The organism is Dactylosporangium thailandense, from assembly GCF_059739745.1.
In genome coordinates this window covers 1,541,991-1,564,450 of record NZ_AP029195.1, presented here as the reverse complement: position 1 = coordinate 1,564,450, position 22,460 = coordinate 1,541,991, and the positions used below count along the sequence as shown (strand labels likewise).

Below are 22,460 nucleotides of genomic sequence, written 5' to 3'. Positions count from 1 at the left end.
GCGCGTACCCGTAGCGGCCGTGCATCGGGCCCGCAGCGCGCATCGGGATCGCGCTGCCGTCAATGGGCGCGGCGGGACCAGCCGCCGCGCTGGGCGGGGAGCCGCCCGCCGGGGCAGGGTGCGGCGTCCGTCCCGGGTTCGGGACGGACGGCGCGGGCGGGACTCGGGCGGAGTGTGCGGTAAGCGTCGGGAGGGGAATGCGAATTGTCAGCCGATCACGCGCGTGAAGAAGTCGCCGAAGCCGGTGCCCAGCTGGGCGATCAGCGCGCCGATGCCGCGCGCCACCTTCGCGGCCGCGTCCGGGCGGAACGCCACGAACCAGACGAGGAAGATGACGGCGGCGAACTGCAGAGTCTTTTTGAGCGTCATTGACCTATGCCCCGTGCCAACCAATGGTGCAGAGACCATCAAAGTAACCCGATCGCGGCTCGAGGATGGCCGAAACAGCCGTTACAGGAGATTCGGGGGGAGATTTGGCATGGGCCAGGACGGATCGGGGCGGAAGTCCTGCCAGGTGCCGTCGAACGGGAACTCGCCGCGGCCGGCCCGGGCCCAGCTCACGTGCGGGCCCCGGAAGTACCGGCGCAGCGGCATATCGACCATACTCCGGAGAATGTCCATGCCCGCCGTGGTTCGCCGGCTGCCGTCCGCGCCCGGCGTGTACCGCTTCCGCGACGCCGACGGCAAGGTGCTCTACATCGGCCGGGCCACGTCGCTGCGCGCCCGGGTGGCGTCCTACTGGTCGGACCTGCGCGACCGGCCCCGCCTGCGCCGGATGGTCCCGCTCGTCGCGGCCGTCGAGGCGGTCGTGTGCGACTCGGTGCACGAGGCCGCGTGGCTGGAGCGCAACCTGCTGCGCCGGCGCAAGCCGCGCTGGAACCGGGCCCGCGACGGGCAGGAGTCCACCGTCCACATCGGACTCGACGACGGTCTCCACGCGCCGGGGCTGCGGATTCTGTACGCCCCGAGGCCCGGCTGCTTCGGCCCGTACCTCGGCGGCGCGCGAGCCCGCAACGCCGTCTCGGCGCTGCACCGCATCCGGCCGCTGGCCTACACCGGGGCGCGGCTGACCGGCGCGGAGCGGGACATGGCGGCCGCCCGGGGCGTGACCCCCGGGGACCGCGACGCCCTGGCCGCCTCGATCCGCGCCATCCTCGAGCGCGAGCCGGCGGAGCTGGACCGGGCGCGGGCCGACCTCGTCGCGCTGCGCGAGAAGGCGTCGGCGAACCTCTCGTTCGAGCTGGCCGCCGAGATCCACGAGGAGCTGGAGGCCCTGGACTGGATCGTCAGCCCGCAGCGCACGGCGACCCTGGAGCCCGCCGAGCTGCGCGCGGCCGGGTTCGCCGACGGGATCCTGGTGCTGTTCCGGGTGCGGGAGGGGCGGCTCGACGAGTGGACCCAGCGCCCGGCGACGCCGGTGCTGGCGCGCAAGTACCTCACCGCGACCCCGCCGCCGTGGCGCGCCTTCGCCGAGCGGGCCGCCGAGCTAGCGAGCCGCCTGCAGCACGAGTGACCGCAGGCCCTCGAGGTCCTCGACGGTGTCCGCGGGCACGAACGAGTCCGGGTCGTCGCGGTGCACGGCCGCGCCCGGGTAGCCCGCGTTCGTCACGAGCACCGGGCGCATGCCCGCCGCCCGGGCGCCCTGCAGCTCGCGGCTGCCGCCGTCGCCGACGTACCAGCACTCCCCCGGCGCCACGCCGAGCCGCCGCGCGATGGTGGCGTACAGCCGCGGCTCCGGCTTGCGGGCGCCCTCCTCCCACGAGAACACGGTGGCGTCGATGAGCGGCGCGTACGGCGTCCCGGCCCACCCCTGGCACAGCTCGGCCCCGCAGTCGCTGAGCACCCCGAGGCGCAGCCCCCACCGGCGCAGGTCCGCGAGCAGCTCGAGCGCGCCGGGGCGGGGGCGCCAGAGCGGTACCGAACCCGCGTGATGGGCCTCGACGGCCGCATCGAGGCTCGCCTCGTCCGGCTCCGCGCCGCAGCGGCGGGCCATCTCGGCCAGGATCGAGCGGGTGCCGCCGTGACGGCCCGTGACGCGCTCGGTGAACGAGGTCCCCATCGCGGTCCAGAACGGCTCGGCCGGCACCCCGAGCGCGGCCGCGGTGACATAGGCCGCGTCGCGCCGGCCGGCCTCGATGCCGGGGTCGGTGAGCGTGCCGAAGAAGTCGAGGACGACCGCGCGCATCAGCCCACCAGCCGGGCGCGGAGGGCGTCGAGCCGCGGCCCGGTGAGGCCGTGGGCGAGGAGGTAGGCGTCCACGCCCCCGTGCAGCTCGTCGACGCGCTCGAGGGCGGCCAGGATCGTGCCCGGGTCCGCCTCGCCGGGCCGGTCGCGGCAGACCGCCGAGCACGCGTAGTCCTCGGCGATCACGTCGTCGGCCACGCCCGCGGCGGGCAGCCCGCCGAGGTCGCGGACGTTGCGGCAGTCAGGCCAGTGCAGGCGCATGGCCGCCACCTTAGGCGCTACTGATAGGTGACGGTGACCGTCTGCAGCGTGATCTCGGTCTTGGGCTTCCCGCCGCCGGCGCCCGGGTCCTCGACCCCGATGCCGCCCGCGGCGACCCGGTCGACGATCTCCATGCCCTTGGTCACGGTGCCGAGCATCGTGTACGAGGCCGGGATCTGCGCGTTGTCCTTGTAGTTGAAGAAGAACTGGCTGCCGTTGGTGCCCGGCCCGGCGTTGGCCATGGCGACCGTGCCGCGCTTGTAGGGGGCGCCGAGGTTCTCGTCGGCGAACTGATAGCCGGGGCCGCCGGCGCCGGTGCCGGCCGGGTCGCCGCACTGCAGCACCCAGATCCCCTCGGTGGTGAGCCGGTGGCACTTGCTGCCGTCGAAGTAGTGCTTGCCCGCGAGGTAGGCGAAGCTGCCGGTCGCGCAGGGTGCCTTGGCGCCGTCGAGGGCGATCTCGATCGTGCCGAGGTTCGTGGCGATGCGCATCGTGGCCGGGCCGGTCTTCGGGGTGGCGGGCGGGGTGCCGACGTCCTTGCCGGTCGCGCTCGGGTCTCCCGGCGAGTAGACGCACGTTCCGGCCCGGGTCGCGGGCTGGGACCCGGCGGACAGCGCGCGGCCCTGGGCCGGCGTGAAGGTCACGGTCTTCGAGGCGCACCCGGCGAGCAGCAGGGATGCGGCGGCGACAACGGTCACGGCTCGGCGGCGCACAGTCACCAGGTGACCTTATGCGAAAGGCCGCGCCGGTCTCCATGCACGGAGACCGGCGCGTCCGATGTGACGATCAGCTCACGGAGCAGGTGGTGCCGTTGAGCGTGAACGCCGTGGGCTTGGCGTTCGCCGAGTTGTTCCAGCTCGCGAGGAACCCGAAGTCCACCGACCCGCCGCCGGCGGCGATGGTCTTCGTGTAGTCGGCGTTGGTGACGGTCACGTTCGCCCCGGACTGCGTGTTCACGCCGCCCCAGATCTGCGTGATCGTCTGGCCGTTGGCGAAGGCCCACTGCAGCGTCCAGCCGTTGACGGCGGCGGACGAGTTGTTGGTGATCTTCACCGCGGCCTGGAAGCCGCCGCCCCATTGGCCCGTCACGCTGTACGCGACGTTGCACGCGCCGGCAGAGGCCGACGAGGAGGCCGACGGGGAGGCGGAGGCGGACGCCGAGCGCGACGGCGACGCGGAGGCCGAGGCAGACGCCGAGCGCGACGGGGAGGCCGACGCGGACGGCGAGCGGGAGCCGGACGCCGACGGCGACGCGGAGTAGGACGGCTGCGGGCCGGTGCGGTCGCCGTAGATGATGCCGCGGCCGTTCGTGCCCAGGTACACGCGGCCGAAGATCCGCGGGTCGCCGGTGATCGCCTCGCCGATGTTGCCGTACTGGTGCTGGTCGTCGTTCACCCGCAGCCAGGAGGCGCCGGCGTCGTCGGAGCGGAAGACGCCCTTCTTGCCGTCGACCTGGCCGACGATGAACACCGCCGGGTTGGTGCGGCCGGGCGCCGCCTTGCCGAAGCCGACCGCCTGGGCCGCCGTCGCCGTGGTGAGCTTGGTGAACGACGTGCCGCCGTTGGTCGAGCGGAACAACCCGCTGGTGTCCCCGGCCAGCCAGATCTCGCCGGTCGCGCCGGCCACGGCCTTGAACTTGGCGGTCGCGGGCAGGCCGGTCGCGGCGGTGGTGAAGCTGGCGCCGCCGTTGTGGCTGACGTAGAACGAGCCGCCGGAGTAGCCGTAGAACGTGTTCGGGTCGACCCGGTCGGACTCGACGATCGCGTTCTGCGGGATGCCGGTGGACTGGGTCCAGCTGTTGCCGTAGCCGACGGAGTACACCACGGCGCTGTTCTTCGGCGCCCACAGGAAGCGGGAGCCGTCGGCGTTCGCCGCGATGGTGCCGCCCTCGTTGATGCCGCCCGGCTCGGTGCCCTGGAACCAGTTCGCGCCGCCGTCGGTGGAGAACGCGGCGTGGCTGTCGCTGGGCCGGTCCGAGTCGGTGAAGTTGCCCGCGCGCACCATGACGCTCGGGTTGAGCTCGGCGTAGTCGAGGCTCGTGGTCGAGGTGAACGTCGGCTGCTTGAACATCGCCGCCGGCACCGCGTCGAGGTTGGTGTGGCGGAAGCCGCCGATGTCGCCGAGGGCCGAGATCAGCGGGGCGCCGGTGGGCGGGCTGATCAGGTCGAGCACGGCGGTCTCCTCCAGGCCCGGGGCCATCGGCTTGATGGTGATCTGGCCGCCGGTGTCCCAGGTGGTGAGGTCGGTGCTGCCGTAGATCGTGGCGCCGGTGCCGTACATGAACCGGTTGGAGTTGAACGGGTCGATCTCGACGGACTCGTTCATCCAGCCGAGCTTCGGCGTGACCTCCGGCGGCTGGGGGTTGGTGCCGAAGTCGAGCCACGGCGACCGGGTGATGTCCATCTTGTACCGGAAGCTGCGGTTCGGGTAGCTCGTCCAGTCCCAGATCCGGGTCCAGGTCGCGCCGCCGTCGGTGCTGCGGAAGAAGATGGCGTCCGGCCACCACGACACCTGGGTGGCGACCATGATCGTGTTCGGGTGCTGGCGGTCGATCGTCAGGCCGCTGTAGCCGAAGTAGTCGTCGCTGCTGCTGGACGGGATCGGGCTGATCTGCGTCCAGGCACCGGTGGCGGTGTTGTACTTCCACACGTCGCCCTTGGCCCCGTCGTACGGGCCGCCGGTGTCGGAGGTGGAGATGTACAGGTAGCCGCCGGAGGTGTCCAGCACGCCCTTGTGCGCGATGTACCCGGTCGGCTGCCCGGCCAGGCGGGACCACGTGGTGCCGCCGTCGGTGCTGCGGTACACCGTGTTCTGCTTGTCGGCCACGCCGACGTAGATGGTCTGCGTGGTGCTGCCGGCCGAACCGGTGCGCTTGTCGAACGTGACCCAGACGATGCCCTGGTTGTCGGTCAGGTAGCCGTTGGGGTCGGCCGGGTCCTGGGCGTAGTTGCCCGGGTTCGGGAACGCGGTGACCTTGGACCAGGTCACGCCGGAGTCGGTGCTGCGCCACAGGCCGTTGCCGCTGGGCGCACCGAGGTACAGGATCGAGTTCTTGTTCGGGTCGATCGCGAGCCGCTCGCCCTGGCCGCGGCCGGGCATGTTGCCGCCGAGCTTGAACGGCAGCGGCGTGGTCTGCCAGGTGGCGCCCTTGTCGGACGAGCGCAGGATCGCGCCGTTGTTCGGGTCCCAGGAGTTGGTGTACATGCCGGCGGCCACGTACACCTTGTTCGGGTCGACGGCGTCGGTGGCCAGGCTCACGACGCCGTTGTAGCCCCAGTTGTCCTGCCCGACCCAGTCGAGCAGCGGGACCCAGCGGTTGGTGGAGGTGTCGAGCCGGTAGGCCCCGCCGATGTCGGTGCGGGCGTAGACCAGGCCCTGTTGCGACTGGTTGAAGATGATGCCCGGCACGAAGCCGCCACCCTCGATCTGCACGTTCTTGAAGGCGTACGGGTCGGCGGCAGCGGCATCGGCGGGCCGCACGGCGGTCTGGACGGCGACGCCGATGGCCGCGACCGCCACGGCCGCCACGGCCGCGGCGCCGATCCGTTTCGGTCTGGTCCCGTTGAGTCCAATTGGCATGCGCGGATCGTGGGATCCGCCACTCTTCCGGGTCAACGCGCCCCAGGTCGGGGGCTGGTCCAGCGCTTCGACAGAATGAAACTCTCACGGGGTTGCTAGGTTGGCCCGGATGAGCAACCTGCGGCCGTTGATCGCGCTCGCCGTCGCGCTGACGGCCGGCGGTGTCCTGCTGGCGACCGTCCACCGCGGCCCGGAGGCGCCCAAGGCCACCCCGGCGCCGGCGCAGACGCCGGTCGCCACCCCGGCGTCCGTCAGCGCGAAGCTCCCCGACGGGGCCGACTACACGCCGCTGTTCTACGCCGGCGCCGAGGTCTCCATCGGTACCGCCCCGACGCCGGACGAGTCCGCGGACCGCCTGATGCTGCGCACCAAGGCCGGCGACCGCGAGCTGCACCGGCTGGCGAAGGGCCGCTACGCGCAGTTCCTCGGCTTCACCGCCGCCGACGGGCAGCTGTACTGGGCCGAGAGCTCCGCCCTGGCCGACGGCGCCTACGAGACCCGGCTGTGGCGCGCCCCGCTCGACGGCCCGGCCGCGCCCGTCTCGCTGACCGCGGACATGGGGGCCGCGGTGTTCTTCGACTCGGAGTACGACCTCGTGATCGCCGACGGCCGCGTGCACTGGGTGGCCGCCCCGCCCGACGACGGGGCCCGCACCGAGCTGCGCAGCGTCGCCGTCACCGGGGGCCCGGTCACGACCACCTCGTTCGAGGGCCGGTTCCGGCACACCACCTGGCCGTGGCTGCTCTCCGTCGACGACGCCGCCCCGCTGACCCTGGCCGACCCGCGGACCGGCGAGCGGAAGGTGGTCACGAAGGCCGCCGCCGAGCAGGTGGTGTGCACGCCGGTCTGGTGCCGCTCGATGGTGACCGCGGCCGGCGACCGGTTCCTGTTCGACGCCCGCCACCCGGACGGCTCGGACCGCAGGCGCATCCCCGGCGACCTGACCGCGATCACGGTGGACAACGCGGTGGCGGGCCGCTACGAGATCTTCACCACCTACCGCGACGAGCGCAGCGCGCTGGTGGCGTACGACCTGCAGACCTCGGCGCTGCTGACCCTGACGGCGGACGCGGGCGTGTCGGCGACCCGGGCCGGCGTGGTCTGGTGGAACGAGGGCGGCGCCTGGAAGTCGGTCGACCTTCGTTAGACCGGCCCCGCGTCAGCGGGCAGGATCAGCGGCTCAGGAGCACCGCGGCCAGGGCGAGGGCGCCGGGCAGCGCCTGGACCAGCAGGATGCGCCGGCTCGCGGTCGCGGCTCCGTAGAGCCCGGCGACGATGACGCAGACGAGGAAGAACACCTGGAACGCGAGGCTGCCGGCGACGAGCCCGTAGACCAGCCCGGCGACGAGGAACCCGTTGTAGAGGCCCTGGTTCGCGGCGAGGGCCTTGCTCGCGACCGCGAACTCCTCGGTCGTGCCGAACGCCGCCCGGGTCCGCGGGGCCGTCCACAGGAACATCTCCAGCACCAGGAAGTACAGGTGCAGGAGCGCGACGATTCCGACGAGGACGTCGGCGGCGATCTTCACGTCAGCGAGGGTACCCGCACGACCAGCTTCCCGGTCTTGTGCCACCGGGCGAAGTGCGCGAGGGCCGCGGCGGCGTCGGCGAACGCGTACTCGCGGTCGATCCGGGCCCGCAGCCGCCCCGCGACCGCGTCGGCCGCGACCTCGGCCATGCCGCCGTGCCTGGCCTCCATGTCGAGCACGAGCCGCACGTCGATGCCGTCGAACGCGGGCGGCGGCGGGAACGTGATCGTGAGCAGCCGGCCGCCGGGCCGCACCGCCGCGGCGACCGGCGCGAGGCGGTCGCCGGCCACGACGAGGTTCAGCGCGAGGTCGACGCCGGCCGGGTAGTCGTCGTACGCGGTCACCTCGGCGGCGCCCAGCGAGCGCACGAGCCCGGCGTCGCCGTCCCGGGCGGTGGCGATGACGTGCGCCCCGGCCGCGGCGAGCATGGGCAGCACGGTGGTGCCGACGCCCCCGGTCGCCCCCACGACGAGCACCCGCTCCCCGGGCGTGAGCCCGGCCGAGGCCAGCAGCGCGCGGGCGGTGAGCCCGACGGTGGGCAGCGCGGCGGCCTGGGCCACGTCGAGGCCGGCCGGGCGGTGCGCGAGGAAGGGGGTCTCGGCCTCGAATACCGCGTACTGCGCGAGCGCGCCGGTGCTCAGCGACGAGCTGCCCATGTGCCGCAGCGCCCGCGGGGTGGCGAAGCCGAAGATCTCGTCGCCGGGCGCCCACCGTCCGACGCCGGGGCCGAGGGCGTCGACGGTGCCGGCGAAGTCGTTGCCGGGGATGTGCGGGAAGGGCAGGTCGACGGCGCCGCGGAAGTCCCCGGCGGGCAGGCGCACGTCGGCCGGGTTGACGGACATCGCGGCGACGCGCACCCGGATCTGGCCGGGGCCGGGCTCGGGCACCGGCACCTCCGCGATCTCGTACTCCTCCGGCGGCCCGTAGCCGCGGGCGACGAGGGCGAGCATGTTCAAACGGACCATGCGGTCACCTTAGGGAAAACGGACCGGCCGGTCAACTTCGTGCGCGTAAGTTGGTCGCGTGACCCGCCCGATGCGCGCGGACGCCGCCCGCAACCGCCGCCTGCTGCTCGCGGCCGCCGCCGACGAGTTCGCCGAGCACGGCCTCGGCGCGTCCATCGCCGACATCGCCAAGCGCGCAGGGATCGGCAAGGGCACGGTGTTCCGGCACTTCGCGACGAAGGAGGACCTCGTCGCGGCGATCGTGCTCGACCGCATCGAGGCCCTGGTCGCGGCCGGGGACCGGCTGCGGCAGGCCGGCGATGCGGGCGCGGCGCTGCTGGAGTTCATGACCGTCGCCGCCGAGCAGCGCCAGCAGCGCGACCTGACGTTCCTGCACGCCGCGTCCGACGGCCACCCGGAGATGGCCCGGATGCACGCCCGGCTGCTGGCGGCCATCGACGCGCTCGTCGCCCGGGCCCGGGAACACGGCGCCGTGCGGCCCGACGTGACCGGCACCGACGTGTTCCTGCTCATGTGCGCGCCGAACCACGTCGCCGAGATGGTCCCGGACGCCCCGGCGGACCTGTGGCGCCGCTACCTGGCGATCATCTTCGACGGCCTGCGCCCCGAGGGCGCCCACCCGCTGCCGTGACCGGCCCGCACCGCCCCGAACAGGAGCTCCTGGCCTGGCTGGACGACCGGCTCGCCGCGGCCGGGCGGCGCCGGACCGGCGACGTGACCGTCCCCCGGGTCCGGCCCTGGGGCACCGTCATGCGCGCCGGGACCGACCGCGGGCCCGTGTGGCTGAAGCTGCCCGCGCCGGACACCGCCTTCGAGGTGGCGCTGTACCCGCTCCTGCACCGCCTCGCCCCGGACCACGTGCTCGCCCCGCTCGCGGCCGACCCGGCGCGCGGGTGGCTGCTGCTGCCGGACGGCGGCGCGACCCTGCGGGACCGCCCGGCGGAGGAGTTCGAGAAGGTTCTGCCCCGCTACGGCGAGCTGCAGCGAGCCCTGGCCCCGGCGGCCGCCGAACTCCTCGCGCTGGGCATGGCCGACATGCGGCCCGCGATGCTGCCGCGGCGGCTGGACGAGGCCCTCGCCCTCGTGGACGGCGTCGCGGAGGTGCGCGCGCGGCGCGCCTGGTTCGCCGAGATCGCCGCGGCCCTGGCCGGGTCCGTCGTGCCGCCGAGCCTCGACCACGCCGACCTGCACCCCGGCAACGTGTTCGCCGATGACGGCCGCTGCTACGACTGGGGCGACAGCGTCGTGGGGCACCCGTTCGGCTCCATGCTCGTCGCGCTGCGCGGCGCCGGCGACCGGGCGCGGGACGCCTACCTCGAGGTCTTCACCGACCTGGCCCCGCTCCGCGAGCTGCGAGAGGATCTGCGCCGCGCCCGGATCGCCGGGAACGTCATCCGGGCGCTGACCTGGCATCGGGCCCTGTCATCCGACCCCGGGTGGAGGCACGGCTCGGCCCTTGCCGGCGGGCCCGCGGTGCACCTGCGGCAGTTGATGTCGGCGTCCCCGTGGGAGTGCCCGTAGCCGGGTCACTCCTCCTCGGGGACCTGCGTGTTGTCGGAGTCGGCGTCGTGGTCGTGCGCATGGCCGGTGAGTCCGTCGACGACCGCGTCCACGGGCTGGCCGATGTAGTCGAACGCCGGCACGGCGATCTCCTCGGCCTCGTCGCGGATGGTGTGCAGGTCGATCGCTTCGTCGACCCGCGGGACTCCATGACGATCTGTAGCAGGCATACCATCCCGATATCCCGCCCCGGGCGCGGCCAAACCTGTCACGGGGAAACGCCGAGCGCGGTCGCGTCCCAGGTGCCGTAGTACTGGTTCACGAACACGTTCGTCAGGCGCGGGTTGCGGTAGTTGAGCACCTGGTCGTACAGCAGCGGCAGCATCGACGCGTTGTCCATCACCTCGGCGTTGACCTGCTGCCAGATCCCGGCCGCGCGGACCGGGTCGGCGACCGTGCGCGCGTTGTCGAGCTGCTCGTTGATGAGCGGGTCGTCGAGCTCGGCGTAGTTGTTGTTGCCGCTGGGCAGGATCTGCCGCCCGTCGATCAGCGTCGGGTAGAACCCGGAGCCGGTCGGGAAGTCGGCGGACCAGGCCGACAGGATGATCCCGTAGCCCTTCGCGTGCACGTTGTCGGGGCTGCCGACGACGGACCGGGCGTACAGCGACGGGTCGGACGGGTCGATCCGCGCGGTGATCCCGACCTTCGCGAGCGCGGCCTGCACGGCCTCGGCCGTCTTCAGCGAGCGCGGGCTGCCGGTGGTCGCGATGACGGTCGTGAACCCGTCGGGCTTGCCGCACTTGGCGAGCTCGTCGCGGGCCTTGTCCGGCTGCGGCCGGCCCGACTTCGTCAGGTACGGGTCGAGCCCCTCGTCGTAGCCGGGGATGCCGGGCGGGAGCATGCCGCCCGCGATCTGCCCGCCGCCGCGCGCCGTCTGCACCGCGGCCTTGTCCACCGCGTACTGCACCGCGCGCCGGCAGTGCACGTCGCCGAACGGCGCCACCTTCGTGCTCAGCGCCGCGTACTGCACGAACCCCGTCGTCGGCCGGTCCGCGTGCGCCTTGAGCCCGGCGTCGAGCAGCACCTTGGCCTGGTTCGCCGACTGCACGCCGCCCTGGCCCGCGTCGGCGTCGAGGTCGCCGTCGAACAGCTGGCGGTCGATCTCGGCCGGGTCGGTGCCGATGGTGAGCTCGATGCGGTCGGGCAGCGCCTTGCGCACCGGGTCGGTCGCGGCGTCCCAGGCGCCGTTGCGCACCCAGACGACCTTGCGCCCGGGGTCGATGCTGTCGAAGCGGTACGGGCCGGAGGCGACGGGCCGGTCGCCGTACCGCTCGCCGGTGTCCTTCGCCTGCGGGACGGGCGCGGCGACGCCCATGGCGAGCAGGTACGGGAAGTCGGCGAACGGCTCGGCGAGGTGGAACACGATCGTGCGGTCGTCGGGCGTGGTGACCGAGCGCAGATCGTCGCCCTGCTGGTACGGCCCGGCGTAGTGCTGGCCCTGGTCCAGCTGGTCGATCAGGTACGTCGGGCCGCCGGACAGGACGTCCTGGGCGAAGAGGCGCTCGATGCCGTACTTGACGTCCCGGGCCCTGATCGGGGTGCCGTCCTCGAACTTCACGCCGTCGCGGAGGCGGAACGAGTAGGTCAGCCCGTCGCTCGACACGTCCGGCTGGTCGGCGGCCAGGTCGGGCACGAGCGCGGTGGTGCCGGGCTCGGCGGCCGGGGTGAGCAGCGTGCGGACGTAGAGCCGCTGGAGGTTGTAGACGGCGTTGATGTAGGAGCGGGTGGGGTCCCACGAGTCGACGTCGTTGGCGCTGGCCAGGCGCAGCGTGCCGCCGGGCGTGCCGCTCGGGTTGACCACGGCGGTGAGCCCCGCGTCGAACCCCTCCGCGGCCGCGCCCTCCCCGGTGTCGTTGTTGCGCCCGGCGCACCCGCCGAGGAGCAGGACGAGGGCACACAGACCGACACGCACCGTACGGTTCATATGACCCAGAGTAGTCATGGCTCCGGTCCGCCGTGGTCCGGACCGTCGCTCCCGTCAGACTCGAGGTCCGCGGTGGTCGCGCTCGCCACGCCGGCCGGAGGGGTCCGCGCACCCGCTGCCGCCCGGCGCGGGAGACTGGTCGCTGCGACGACTCCGGAGGTGCACCGTGTGGCGCGAGTTCGAGATCGGCGTCGAGGGCGGCGGGCCGTACGGCATCGCCGCCGGCCGCGACGGCGCCCTCTGGTGCACCCTGGTCCACGCGGGCCGGCTCGCGCGCATCGCGCCGGACGGCGACGTGACGCTGTTCCCGCTGGACAACCCGGAGGCGGGCCCGTCGATCGTCGTGACCGGCCCCGACGGCGCGCTGTGGTTCACCCGCTTCCGGGACGGCCGGGTCGGCCGGATCACGCCGGACGGCGAACAGTCCTCGATCGCGGTCCCCTCCCCGTTCGGCCTGGCGGTCGCCCCGGACGGCGCCCTGTGGACGAGCGAGCTCAACGCGGACCGGGTCTGGCGCGTCACCCCGGACGGCGGGACGACCCCGTTCGAGCTGGGCACCGAGGGCGCGATGCCCTCGATGCTCGCCGCGGCCCCGGACGGCACCGTGTGGTGCACCCTCAACCAGGGCAACGCGATCGCCCGCGTGACCCCCGAGCCGGCCGTGTTCGCGCTGCCCACGCCGGGCGCCGCCCCGGTGGGCATCACGGTCGCCGGCGGGGCCGCCTGGTTCGTGGAGATCGGCGCCGGGCAGCTCGGCCGCATCACCGCGGACGGCGAGATCGCCGAGTTCCCGCTGCCGGACCGCGCCGCCCGCCCGCACGCGATCGTCGCCGACCCGGCCGGCGGGTGCTGGTACACCGAGTGGGCCGGCAACCGCCTCGGCCACGTGGACGCCGGCGGGACGGGCATCCGGACCTGGGACCTGCCCACCCCGGACTCGGAGCCGCACGGCCTGGCCGTCGCCCCCGACGGCACCGTGTGGGTCGCCCTGGAGCGCGGCTCGGTCGCCCGGTTCAGCCCCCCGCTCAGCCCCCCGCGATGACCTGCGTCGTCGGCCCCTCGCGGGGCAGCCGGACGGTGGTCGGCTCCTCGCGGGGCAGCCGGACGGTGACCTGCTCCGCGAGCGGCACGGGAGACTCGGCATGGGCGCCGGGCTCGTCGTCGTCGCCGGGCTCGGGCACCCACCGCGGCACCACCCGGTGCGCCGTGGCCAGGACGGCCGCGACGACCAGGCCCGCGGTGCCGGCGATGCCGAGCGCGCCGCCCGCGTAGGCGACGAACAGCCGCCGCCGGCTCAGGTCGTCGACCGCCTCCGTGATCACCCCGTCGGTCAGCCGCAGCGCGACCAGCGCGCCGAGCAGCAGCCCGGCCGAGACGAGGGCGAGGAATACGGTGGTGTACGTGTTCGCGGCGCCGTACGCCACCCCGCCGTGGCGCCGCTGGGCGATGAGGATGAACAGGCTCGCCGCCGCGGCCCACGCGCCCACCACGAGCAGGGCCGCCACCGCGTCGCTGGGCCGGTGCCAGCCCGCCGACAGGGTCGCCACGCCGACGAGGGCGGAGGCGATCGCCCCGCCGAGCGCGACGGGGCCGCGGGTGCGGGCCGGCACGACGAGCACCAGGGCGACGGCGACCGACGCGGCGACCGTCGTGTGGCCGCTGGGCAGGCTGTTGCCGGCCGCGACCCGGTCCACGTCGACGCCGAGGTGCGGGCGGTAGATGAGCGTCTTGAAGACCTGCGTGGTCGCGTTCGACCCGCCGATGAGCAGCACCGCGCCGACGCCCAGGGCCACCCGCCGGCGGGCCAGGGCGATGAAGCCGATCACGATCGTGGCCGCCGCGACCGACACGACGGAGATGGTGCTGAGCGTGTCGTGCACCAGCCCGGCCACGTGGGCCTGGCCGATGCTGTTGCCGGTGATGGCCACGTAGTCCAGGAGCTGGCCGTGTTCGCTGTGCACGAAAAATCGCCACACCGCCACGAAGCCGGCCCCCTGCGCGACCGCCACGACCAGCAGCCACGCGGCGAGCCCGAGAGGCCACCCACGCATGGCCAGCAAGATAGCCCAATCGCGCCAATTGCGCTCATCGCGATATCTCTTGTGGCGGCAGTACACCCCGGGGTCACCTGAACGGCATGCGCTCCTCCCCCTACTGGCCCGTCGTGACCCACCCGGTGCTGCGGCGCGTCCTGCCCGGGATCGCGGTCTCCGCCCTCGGCGACGGCATGTCCCTGGTCGCCGTGAGCTGGCTGGCGCTGCAGCTCGCCCCGGACGCGGCGCGCGGTGCCTGGGTCGCGGCCGCGGTCGCGGCGTACTCGCTGCCCAGCGCCCTCGGCGGCGCGGTCCTGGGCCGGTACCTGCGGCACCGCCCCGGCGCCCAGCTCGCGGGCTGGAACGCGATCCTGCGCGCGAGCGCCCTGGCCGCGATCGTGCTCGTGCACGCGGCCGGCGCGCTGACGCCGGGGCTCTACGTCGCCCTGCTCGCGGTGTCGTCGCTGCTGGCGGCCTGGGGCTCGGCGGGGCGGTACACCCTCATCGCGCAGAGCATGCCGCAGGAGCACCATCTGGCCGCGAACAGCGTGATGGGGACGCTGTCGGAGGCGGCCGCGCTCGCCGGGCCGCCGCTGGCCGGCCTGCTCATCGGGTGGACGAACGCGGCCGTCGTCCTCGCGATCGACGCGGCGAGCTTCGCGGTGCTGGCCCTGACCTACCGCCTCGCCGTGCCGGAGTCCGGTGACGCCCCGCCCGCCGGCCCCGCCCGGGTGCGCCTCGGCCGCGACAAGTCCGGCCTGCTCCTGGTGACGTTCGCGTTCTTCCTGCTCTTCGGCCCGTTCTACGTCGCGCTGCCGCTGCACGTCGCCGACGACCTGCACGCCTCCGCGACCCTGCTCGGCGTGTTCTACACCGTCTTCGGCGCCGGCGCGGTCGCGGGCGGGCTGGCCACGCCGTACGTGCGCCGCCTGCCGCCCTGGCCGGTGATCGTCGCGTTCAGCCTGGCGGTGCTCCCGCTCGGCCTGGGCGCGCCGCCGGCCGTGAGCCTGCCGGCGTTCGCGCTCGCCGGGCTGTGCTGGGCGCCCTACATGCCGGTGATGATGGCCCTGTTCCAGCGCACCACCCCGCCGGAGCGGCTGCCGCAGCTGCTGGCCGTGTTCGGCTCGATCACCGTGATCGCCGTCCCGCTGGGCACGGCGGCCGGCGGCCCGCTGGTGACCGCCGTCGGCGCCGAGCGCACGCTGCTGCTCAGCGCGCTGGCGATGCTGGCCCTGGGCCTGGTCACGGCGGCGGTCTCAGGCGGCCGGCTCCGGCTCCGCGAGCGACGCGTTCGTCCAGCTCAGAGCCGCGAGGAGTTCCCCGTGTAGCTCGCCGCCGGCGGGCTCGCGGGAGCGGCTCACGGACTCGCCGCGCTGGTAGGCGCGCACCTCCCGCAGCACGTCGCCGAGGTCGCCGTGGCCGTGCACGACCGCCCCGGCGACCTCCTCGGTCAGCGGCAGCTGCTCGGTCAGGGCGCCGACCGGCCCGCCCAGCAGGTCGCCGATCGCCGAGAGCAGGCCGACCGTGAACGCCGTCGGGCCCGGCCCGGCGCCGCGGCGCTCGGCCACCGTCTGGCACATGCGCGCCCGGACCACGGCGTCGGTGAGCAGGGACTCGTCGCCGTCGGCCAGGTCGGCGACCATCATGAGCGTGGCCCACTGGCGCACCTGCGGGATGCCGAGCAGCACGACCGCCTGGAAGATCGACGAGACGGGCTGCTTGAGGCCGTTGGCGGCGGCGTTCACCCCGCGCAGGATGCGCACGGCCAGCGCCGGGTCGCGTTCGATGGTGGCCACGGCCCGGTCCAGGTCGACGTCCTCGGCCGCGAGCTCGGTCAGCAGCCGGACCCGGGCCAGCCGCGTCGGGTTCAGCGCCTGGGTGGTGACCAGGTGCGGGCGGGACAGGGCGTGGCCCTGGTACAGCTGGAAGTTGTGCCGGATCGCGAGCTCCAGCAGCTCCGGGGTCTCGATCCGCTGGGCGATGAGCCGGATGCGCGGGATGCGCCGGCACGCGTCGACGATCCGGGCGATCGCGTGCCGGTCCCCGGCGAGCATGTCGACCTTCACGTAGTGCACGTGGGGCAGCAGCCGGGCGGTGTCCGGGTCGCCGGTGTAGCCGTCGATCGCCAGGCGGTGACCCTGCTCGGTCAGCGCGGCCGCGGCCGCCACGAGCTCGTCGTCGACCTCGAGGCCGGCCAGCAGCTCGAGCCCGACGCGGCCGGGCGGGAACGGCAGCGGCAGCTCGCCGACCAGGAACTCGCGGGTGAGGTTGATGAAGCACGGCCGGTCGCCGACGAGCTCCTCGATGCCGAACGCGGTGAACGCCTCGACGATGACCCGGCTCGTCGCGGCGCTGTCGCGCACGGTGGCCTCGTGGGCGTGCGGGCCGTCGCGGAACAGCAGCTCGTAGGCGGCCACGCGGCCCTGGGCGTCGTAGAGCGCCTGGCGGCCGATGTGCACGGGCCCGGTGTGACCGGTAATGCTGTCCACACCAGCACTATCGGTCACACCGGGCCACATTCAAGCCGGGCGGGCCCGCGGGGCGATGATCTGCCCGGTGTAGGCCACGGCGTCGAGGTAGGCCCGCGCGGTGTCCTCCACCGGCAGCGGCGCGGCCAGCAGCATCGGCAGGTCGGAGGCCTCGTAGGCGGCGACGAGGGACAGCAGCTCGCCGAGCGGGCCGGTGCCGCCGACGAGCGCCTCGGTCACCTCGTGGCTCAGCGACAGGCGCAGCGCGAGGTCGGCGGCGGGCTGGCCGAGCAGCTCGGCGACGGCGGAGACGAGCCCGGCGGTGAACGCGGCCTCGGGCGGCAGGTCCATCCGCCCGGCGATGTTCTGGCACATGCGGGCGCGGGTGATCGCGGCCGAGAGCTGGTGGGTGCCGGGGTCGTCCGGGCCCTCGAGGTCGCTGACGAGCATGAGGGTGGCCCAGTCCCGCAGCCGGTCGGCGCCGAGCAGCAGGACCGCCTCGTGCACCGAGGACACCTTGACCGGCAGGCCGAGCGAGTCGGCGTTCGCGGCCGCCATCAGCCGCAGGCTCAGGGCCGGGTCGCTGGTGACGAGGCCGACCACGCGGGCGAGCGGGATGCTGGGGCCGACGAGCAGGCTCAGCAGCTCGACCCGGGCCAGCCGCGACGGCGACAGGGCGGCGGCGCTCACGACCTGCGGGCGGCCGAGGACGTACCCCTGGAAGTAGTCGAAGCCGAGCGTCCGGGCGAGCTCGAGCTGTTCGGCGGTCTCGAGCCGCTCGGCGACGAGCTTCACGCCGGCGTACTTGCGGCAGCGCTCCACCGTCGCGGCCAGGTCCCGCGCGGGGGTCTCGAGCACATCGATCTTCACGTAGGCGGCGAGCTCGAGCAGCGGCTCGTGGCCGAGGCCGAAGACGTAGTCGTCGAGCGCGATGCGGTACCCCTGCCGGACCAGCTCGGCGACGGCGGTCACGACCTCGTCGTCGAGCTCGACGGTCTCCAGGATCTCGAGGACCACCTGCTCGGCGTCGAACGGCAGCGGCAGGTCCCCGACCAGGAACTCCCGGGTCAGGTTCACGAAGCACAGCCCGCGCCCGCACAGCGGCTCGATGCCGATCTCGGTGAACGCGGTGATGAGCACCCGGCTCGTGGCGTAGGCGCCACGCTCGTCGGCGTCGACCGCTCCCGCGTCGCCCCGGAAGAGCAGCTCGTACCCGTGCACGTCGCCGGCCCGGGAGAAGATCGGCTGGCGGCCCACGTGCACGGCGCCGGAAGGGGGGAACATACCGCACTCATCGACCCGCCCGGCCGGGATCTGCGGATTTCCGCCGGAGCGTTACGCGGTGCCGGCCAGGGCGTGAATCCGCCAGCCCGGATCGGGGAAACCGGACGCGTCGGCGACGTGGGCGCTCGCGGTGTTCGCGGGGTCGTGCAGATAGATCGCGACGGCCCCGGCGTCCACGATCCGCCGGGCCGCCCGGGTCACGAGCCGCCGGGCCAGTCCCCGGCCGCGGGCGCGCTCCTCGGTGCCGACGGAGATCTCGACGCCGGTCGGGTCGTGCGGCTTGAGCCCGACGCCGGCCAGGTACTCCCCCGTGCCCGGCTCCCGCGCGACGAGCACCTCGCCCGGGAAGGGCCGCAGCCAGTCGGGGATGCCCGGGCCGTGCGACGGCTCCCACGCCCCCGCCGGCTCCATCGCCACCGGCGCCTCGCTCCACCGGAACACGCCGGTGAAGCAGCGCTGCCCGGGCCGCCCGACGAGGGCCGGGAGGTGCTCGCCGAGGGCCGCCTCGAGGTCCCGCGGGGCGGTGGCGGCGACGAGCGCGGCGACGGCGTCGCGGCAGGCCGGCGGGACGGACAGCACGCCGTTGCCGCCGGCGTCGGTCACGCCCAGGGCCCGCTGCTCCCCGCCGTCCCAGCGGGGCTTCTCCCGCAGGGGGCTGCCGACGACGAGCAGGCCTCCGGAGGACGGCCAGCTTCCGAGCCACGCGCGCAGGAACCGATCGAGCACGGTGGGGATCCTAAGGCTGGGTGCGGAACTGCGCGCGCATCACGTCGGCGACCCGCCTGGTCCAGTCCGCGGGGCCGTCGATCGTCCAGTTCTCCCCGAGGGCCATGAACAGCGGCCCCCTGCCGGACCGGCCGGGCCCGCCGGACTGGCCGGACTCGGCGGACCACTCGGCCTCGACGTCGCTGTGCCCGGCGTAGACCCCGACGTCGACCGGGCGCCCGTCGGCCGTGCAGCGGCCCCGTCCGACGGCCTTGGCGGGCACGTTGGCGGCGACGCCGACCGCCTCGTAGCCGGAGCAGGGCAGCCCCCGCCGGTCCAGGTAGTCGACGAGGGCCTGCGGCGAGGGGAACGTCTGCGGCGCCGAGTCGGCCGCGGGGGTGTGGCCCCGGTCGATGCGCCCGATCAGCACGACGAGCACGGCCCCGACGACGAGCACCCCGGCGGCGAGGGTGGCGATCATCGCGGTCGGCGGGCGGTGCTCGGGGCGCGGCCGGGGCGGGGGCGGCGGCAGCGGCTGGGTGGAGTCGTCGAACTCGCCCTCACGAGCCTGCAGCGCGGCGGCGACCTCGGCCGCGGACGGCAGCGGCTGGGTGGGACGGGCCGCGGAGGCCTCCGCCTCACGGGCCGCGGCCACCTCGGACGCCGACGGCAGCGGCTGGGTGGGACGGCTCGCGGCCGCCTCCGCCTCACGGGCGGCGGCCTGGGCCGCGGCCACCTCGGTGGCCCGCGCGGCCCGGGCGGCCGCGGCGGCGAGCTCGGCCGGCGACGGCAGCGGCTGGGTCGCGGCCGAGCCGTGCTCCGGGCCGGGGCCGATGGCGGCGGCCGGTGGTTCCGCGTGGTCGAGGGGCTGGTGGGGCTGCTCGGTCACGCGTGAAAAGCTACCCCGGCCCCTGCCCGGACTCAGCACGCCGAACGGGCAGATCTGCGCCAATCTGCGCCGAGGCTTCCGGACAGGTGCCCGCGCCGGCGCCTGGGAGCGCTCCGAATCCCCCCGAATGCCGTGATTCAGGCCTCCGGCAGCTCGACGGCGATCTCCTCGCCCAGCGTGGCGCCGTGCTCCAGCTCCAGGTCGTCGCCGCTCCAGAACTTGCCGGGGTCGTACCAGTTGGCCCGCCGCCCGCGGGCGAGCAGGCCCATGTCCTCGTAGGTCACGGCGACGACCTCGGCGCAGTACGCGGTCTCGAGCGTGCCGCTGATCTGCTCACGCAGGTGCGGCAGGCGGCCCTTGAACCAGCGCCCGGCCAGCCGCGCGGTGGACGGGAACGGGGTGCCGTCGAGGCGGGCGACGGTCTTCAGCACCGCGTCCTCCATCGCCGGCCCGACCTCCGGGAACAGCTGCCGCAGCCAGGCGCGCTGGCCGTAGCGGCGGCCCCAGACCAGGACGGCGTCGCGCAGATCGTGCAGCTGGACCCCGCGCTGGCGGGCACCGGTCCACATGTCGGGCAGCGACCGGCCCAGCTCCGCGTGCCACATGAGCGGCGGCATGTCGTCGAGCACGACCGCCATGCCCACGTGGTTGACCGGGCTGTTGGTCAGCGTCTGGATGGCGCGGTCGGCGGTGGTGCGGCCGCGGAACACCCAGAGGTCGCCCGTGCGTGTCATCCGTACGGCCTCATCGAGATCGACCTTCACCGGGACTACCCTAGGGCCTCATGCGAATCAAGTGGTGGAAGGTCGTCGGGCTCGCCGGTGTCGTCGGCGTGGCGGCGACGGGTGTGCTGGTGGCCCGGGCCGAACGCCAGCGGCGGGCGTACACCCCGGAGGAGATCCGGGAGAAGCTGCGTGACCGGCACGCCATCGCGTCCCTGGGCGTCTCCGCAAAGGGTGGGACGAGTCGCGGCTCACGTACCAGTGCTCCCTGAGGTCACCTAGTGTGGATGGTGTGCTGCCACTGACATCCCAGACCGGCCCCGTGCGGGTCCTGTTCCTCGAAAACATCCACCCGATCGCGGTCGAGCGGATGCGCTCCGAGGGCTACGAGGTCGAGACCGTCGGGCGGGCGCTCGACGAGGACGAGCTGATCGCGAAGCTCGACGGGGTTCACCTGCTCGGCATCCGCTCCAAGACCCAGGTCACCGCCAACGTCCTGGCCTCCGCCGAGCAGCTGCGCGCCATCGGCGCCTTCTGCATCGGCACCGACCAGATCGACCTGCGCGTCGCCGCCGAGTCCGGCATCGCGGTCTTCAACGCGCCCTTCTCCAACACCCGCAGTGTGGTGGAGCTGGCGATCGCCGAGATCATCGCGCTGACCCGGCGGCTCACCGAGAAGAACGCCGACATGCACAACGGCGTGTGGAACAAGGACGCCGAGGGCTCCCACGAGATCCGCGGGCGCTCCATCGGCATCGTCGGCTACGGCAACATCGGCACGCAGCTGTCGGTCCTCGCCGAGAACCTCGGCCTGCGGGTGTACTTCTACGACACCTCCGAGCGGCTGGCGCTGGGCAACGCCGTGCGCTGCAACTCCCTCGACGAGCTGCTCGAGGTCGCCGACATCGTCACCCTGCACGTCGACGGGCGGCCGGGCAACAGCGGCTTCTTCGGCGAGGAGCAGTTCGCGAAGATGCGCCCGCGCAGCATCTTCCTGAACCTGAGCCGCGGCTTCGTCATCGACCACGAGGCGCTGCGCCGTCACCTCGACAACGGCCACCTCGCGGGCGCCGCGGTCGACGTGTTCCCGAAGGAGCCCAAGGCCAAGGGCGACGAGTTCGTCTCGGCGCTGCGCGGCCTGCCCAACGTCATCCTCACGCCGCACATCGGCGGCTCGACCGAGGAGGCGCAGTCGGACATCGGCTCGTTCGTGGCCGAGAAGCTGCACAAGTACGTCGCCGAGGGCTCGACCACGCTGAGCGTCAACCTGCCGTCGCTCAACCTGCCCTCGCTGCCGGAGACGCACCGCATCGCGCTGCTGCACCACAACGTGCCGGGCGTGCTCGCCGACGTGAACAGCATCTTCGCCGGCCACAAGGTCAACGTCGAGGGGCAGATCCTGGCCACCCGCGGCGAATACGGCTACCTGCTGACCGACGTCGCGGCGCAGTACCCGCCGGAGATCCTCTCGCAGCTGGCCAGCATGGCCACGACGGTCCAGATGCGCGTCCTGTCCTGACCCGCTCCCGACCCGCGCCCGTCCCGGGTGTGGCTTTTCATCGATAGTTTTCGATCTAAAGTCACACCCGGGACGGGCTTCGTTCACCACCGGGCGACAGCGTGCTCCCATCACCTGCGAAGGGAGCACGCATGCTCAGGGTTGTTCGCGCGGCCGCCGTGGTCGTCGTCGCCGGGGCCGGGATCGTCGCCGGGCTCGCCGGGCCGGCCGGGGCCACCCCGCCCGGAATCCCGTCCAAGGCCACCGCCCAGACCCAGCTCAACGCGCTGACCGTGGCCACCGAGGGCTCGATGAGCGGCTACAGCCGCGACAAGTTCCCGCACTGGATCACCATCAGCGGCTCGTGCGACACGCGGGAGACCGTGCTCAAGCGCGACGGCACGTCGGTCGTCACCAGCAGCACCTGCGCGGCGACGTCGGGCCGCTGGTACAGCCCGTACGACGGCGCCACCTGGACCGCCTCCGGCGACGTCGACATCGACCACGTGGTGCCCCTGGCCGAGGCCTGGCGCTCCGGCGCGAGCTCGTGGACGACGGCCCGCCGCCAGTCGTTCGCCAACGACCTCACGCACCCGCAGCTCATCGCCGTGACCGACAACGTGAACCAGTCCAAGGGCGACCAGGACCCGTCGACGTGGCAGCCGCCGCTGACCTCCTACCGCTGCACGTACGCCCGGATGTGGATCAACGTGAAGTACACCTACGGGCTGAAGCTGCAGTCGTCGGAGAAGTCGGCCCTGCAGACGATGCTCAACGCCTGCTGAGCCCCGGCTCACACGCCGGGCGGGCGGCGCACCGGGCCGCCCGCCCGCGCACCGGCCGGCCCCGCCGGTACAGTCGC

At 73.9% G+C, this 22,460-nt stretch carries 24 protein-coding genes and 1 pseudogene; 9 read left to right on the top strand and 16 right to left on the bottom strand.

The annotated features are described in order from the left end of the window. Nucleotides 1–207: 207 nt before the first annotated feature. The gene (locus AC6JBM_RS06750) at nucleotides 208–369 is read right to left on the bottom strand and encodes a hypothetical protein (RefSeq protein ID WP_350613659.1); all 162 of its coding nucleotides are present in this window, start codon (nucleotides 367–369) and stop codon (nucleotides 208–210) included. Nucleotides 370–450: 81 nt separating this feature from the next. Beyond that, nucleotides 451–603: a hypothetical protein gene (locus AC6JBM_RS06745; RefSeq protein ID WP_497982731.1), complete on the bottom strand. Its 153-nt coding sequence runs from the start codon at nucleotides 601–603 to the stop codon at nucleotides 451–453. Nucleotides 604–613: 10 nt separating this feature from the next. Here AC6JBM_RS06745 and AC6JBM_RS06740 point away from each other — a divergent pair, with 10 nt between their 5' ends. After that, entirely contained in the window at nucleotides 614–1,513 is a 900-nt protein-coding gene (locus AC6JBM_RS06740) for a GIY-YIG nuclease family protein (RefSeq protein WP_497982730.1), read from the top strand. Here the strand turns inward: AC6JBM_RS06740 and AC6JBM_RS06735 are convergent. The 4 genes from AC6JBM_RS06735 to AC6JBM_RS06720 all read right to left on the bottom strand — a co-directional run bounded on the left by AC6JBM_RS06735 (nucleotide 1,487) and on the right by AC6JBM_RS06720 (nucleotide 6,024). Further along, nucleotides 1,487–2,185: an HAD family hydrolase gene (locus AC6JBM_RS06735; RefSeq protein ID WP_497982729.1), complete on the bottom strand. Its 699-nt coding sequence runs from the start codon at nucleotides 2,183–2,185 to the stop codon at nucleotides 1,487–1,489. The two genes, AC6JBM_RS06740 and AC6JBM_RS06735, sit on opposite strands and share 27 nt — an antisense overlap. Continuing rightward, nucleotides 2,185–2,445, bottom strand: a complete 261-nt coding sequence (locus AC6JBM_RS06730) for a tyrosine-protein phosphatase (protein WP_497982728.1) — start codon at nucleotides 2,443–2,445, stop codon at nucleotides 2,185–2,187. Before AC6JBM_RS06730 ends, AC6JBM_RS06735 begins: the two co-directional genes overlap by 1 nt. A 17-nt stretch (nucleotides 2,446–2,462) precedes the next feature. Further along, the gene (locus AC6JBM_RS06725) at nucleotides 2,463–3,164 is read right to left on the bottom strand and encodes a peptidylprolyl isomerase (RefSeq protein ID WP_497982727.1); all 702 of its coding nucleotides are present in this window, start codon (nucleotides 3,162–3,164) and stop codon (nucleotides 2,463–2,465) included. A gap of 67 nt (nucleotides 3,165–3,231) precedes the next feature. After that, nucleotides 3,232–6,024, bottom strand: a complete 2,793-nt coding sequence (locus AC6JBM_RS06720; RefSeq protein ID WP_497982726.1) for a cellulose binding domain-containing protein — start codon at nucleotides 6,022–6,024, stop codon at nucleotides 3,232–3,234. Nucleotides 6,025–6,133: 109 nt separating this feature from the next. Here AC6JBM_RS06720 and AC6JBM_RS06715 point away from each other — a divergent pair, with 109 nt between their 5' ends. Continuing rightward, complete coding sequence (locus AC6JBM_RS06715; RefSeq protein ID WP_497982725.1) at nucleotides 6,134–7,171, top strand: hypothetical protein; 1,038 nt, start codon at nucleotides 6,134–6,136, stop codon at nucleotides 7,169–7,171. Nucleotides 7,172–7,196: 25 nt separating this feature from the next. Here the strand turns inward: AC6JBM_RS06715 and AC6JBM_RS06710 are convergent, their stop codons facing one another. Continuing rightward, nucleotides 7,197–7,550, bottom strand: coding sequence for a DUF1304 domain-containing protein (locus AC6JBM_RS06710; protein WP_350613647.1), 354 nt, complete (start codon nucleotides 7,548–7,550; stop codon nucleotides 7,197–7,199). Continuing rightward, the gene (locus AC6JBM_RS06705) at nucleotides 7,547–8,515 is read right to left on the bottom strand and encodes an NADP-dependent oxidoreductase (protein ID WP_497982724.1); all 969 of its coding nucleotides are present in this window, start codon (nucleotides 8,513–8,515) and stop codon (nucleotides 7,547–7,549) included. The genes AC6JBM_RS06710 and AC6JBM_RS06705 overlap by 4 nt, the downstream gene beginning before the upstream one ends. A gap of 58 nt (nucleotides 8,516–8,573) precedes the next feature. Between AC6JBM_RS06705 and AC6JBM_RS06700 the strand changes: the two genes are divergently transcribed. Both AC6JBM_RS06700 and AC6JBM_RS06695 read left to right on the top strand, forming a co-directional pair. Beyond that, nucleotides 8,574–9,146 carry a TetR/AcrR family transcriptional regulator gene (locus tag AC6JBM_RS06700; RefSeq protein WP_497982723.1) on the top strand — a complete coding sequence of 191 codons (573 nt, stop codon included), beginning with the start codon at nucleotides 8,574–8,576 and terminating at the stop codon, nucleotides 9,144–9,146. Next, nucleotides 9,143–10,036, top strand: a complete 894-nt coding sequence (locus AC6JBM_RS06695) for a phosphotransferase (RefSeq protein ID WP_497982722.1) — start codon at nucleotides 9,143–9,145, stop codon at nucleotides 10,034–10,036. The genes AC6JBM_RS06700 and AC6JBM_RS06695 overlap by 4 nt, the downstream gene beginning before the upstream one ends. A 5-nt stretch (nucleotides 10,037–10,041) precedes the next feature. Here the strand turns inward: AC6JBM_RS06695 and AC6JBM_RS06690 are convergent, their stop codons facing one another. Next, nucleotides 10,042–10,245 carry a hypothetical protein gene (locus AC6JBM_RS06690; RefSeq protein ID WP_350613642.1) on the bottom strand — a complete coding sequence of 68 codons (204 nt, stop codon included), beginning with the start codon at nucleotides 10,243–10,245 and terminating at the stop codon, nucleotides 10,042–10,044. 38 nt (nucleotides 10,246–10,283) lie between these two features. Continuing rightward, nucleotides 10,284–11,999 (bottom strand): ABC transporter substrate-binding protein, encoded by a 1,716-nt coding sequence (locus AC6JBM_RS06685; protein ID WP_497982721.1) that lies wholly within the window; start codon nucleotides 11,997–11,999, stop codon nucleotides 10,284–10,286. A gap of 166 nt (nucleotides 12,000–12,165) precedes the next feature. Between AC6JBM_RS06685 and AC6JBM_RS06680 the strand changes: the two genes are divergently transcribed. Next, entirely contained in the window at nucleotides 12,166–13,041 is an 876-nt protein-coding gene (locus AC6JBM_RS06680; protein WP_497982720.1) for a Vgb family protein, read from the top strand. A 142-nt stretch (nucleotides 13,042–13,183) separates the two neighbouring features. On the opposite strand, the pseudogene AC6JBM_RS06675 reads toward AC6JBM_RS06680, so the two are convergent. Then, a pseudogene (locus AC6JBM_RS06675) lies at nucleotides 13,184–14,050 on the bottom strand (phosphatase PAP2 family protein); the annotation flags it as partial. Between the two features lie 86 nt (nucleotides 14,051–14,136). Here AC6JBM_RS06675 and AC6JBM_RS06670 point away from each other — a divergent pair. Next, complete coding sequence (locus AC6JBM_RS06670; RefSeq protein WP_497982719.1) at nucleotides 14,137–15,360, top strand: MFS transporter; 1,224 nt, start codon at nucleotides 14,137–14,139, stop codon at nucleotides 15,358–15,360. On the opposite strand, the gene AC6JBM_RS06665 is transcribed toward AC6JBM_RS06670, so the two are convergent. From AC6JBM_RS06665 to AC6JBM_RS06645, 5 genes are all read right to left on the bottom strand, one after another. Beyond that, complete coding sequence (locus AC6JBM_RS06665) at nucleotides 15,289–16,521, bottom strand: EAL and HDOD domain-containing protein (protein ID WP_497982718.1); 1,233 nt, start codon at nucleotides 16,519–16,521, stop codon at nucleotides 15,289–15,291. The two genes, AC6JBM_RS06670 and AC6JBM_RS06665, sit on opposite strands and share 72 nt — an antisense overlap. Before the next feature lie 30 nt (nucleotides 16,522–16,551). Beyond that, nucleotides 16,552–17,784 (bottom strand): EAL and HDOD domain-containing protein, encoded by a 1,233-nt coding sequence (locus AC6JBM_RS06660; RefSeq protein WP_497982717.1) that lies wholly within the window; start codon nucleotides 17,782–17,784, stop codon nucleotides 16,552–16,554. 51 nt (nucleotides 17,785–17,835) lie between these two features. Beyond that, nucleotides 17,836–18,510: a GNAT family N-acetyltransferase gene (locus AC6JBM_RS06655; RefSeq protein WP_497982716.1), complete on the bottom strand. Its 675-nt coding sequence runs from the start codon at nucleotides 18,508–18,510 to the stop codon at nucleotides 17,836–17,838. A 10-nt stretch (nucleotides 18,511–18,520) separates the two neighbouring features. After that, nucleotides 18,521–19,378, bottom strand: coding sequence for a hypothetical protein (locus tag AC6JBM_RS06650; RefSeq protein ID WP_497982715.1), 858 nt, complete (start codon nucleotides 19,376–19,378; stop codon nucleotides 18,521–18,523). 137 nt (nucleotides 19,379–19,515) lie between these two features. Then, the gene (locus AC6JBM_RS06645; protein WP_497982714.1) at nucleotides 19,516–20,142 is read right to left on the bottom strand and encodes a hypothetical protein; all 627 of its coding nucleotides are present in this window, start codon (nucleotides 20,140–20,142) and stop codon (nucleotides 19,516–19,518) included. A gap of 20 nt (nucleotides 20,143–20,162) precedes the next feature. Here AC6JBM_RS06645 and AC6JBM_RS06640 point away from each other — a divergent pair, with 20 nt between their 5' ends. The 3 genes from AC6JBM_RS06640 (at nucleotide 20,163) to AC6JBM_RS06630 (ending at nucleotide 22,383) form a co-directional block, all read left to right on the top strand. Continuing rightward, nucleotides 20,163–20,372: a hypothetical protein gene (locus AC6JBM_RS06640; RefSeq protein ID WP_350613627.1), complete on the top strand. Its 210-nt coding sequence runs from the start codon at nucleotides 20,163–20,165 to the stop codon at nucleotides 20,370–20,372. 20 nt (nucleotides 20,373–20,392) lie between these two features. Further along, nucleotides 20,393–21,619, top strand: coding sequence for a phosphoglycerate dehydrogenase (serA, locus tag AC6JBM_RS06635; RefSeq protein ID WP_497982713.1), 1,227 nt, complete (start codon nucleotides 20,393–20,395; stop codon nucleotides 21,617–21,619). Nucleotides 21,620–21,750: 131 nt separating this feature from the next. Then, nucleotides 21,751–22,383, top strand: coding sequence for an HNH endonuclease family protein (locus AC6JBM_RS06630; RefSeq protein ID WP_497982712.1), 633 nt, complete (start codon nucleotides 21,751–21,753; stop codon nucleotides 22,381–22,383). Nucleotides 22,384–22,460 lie beyond the last annotated feature (77 nt).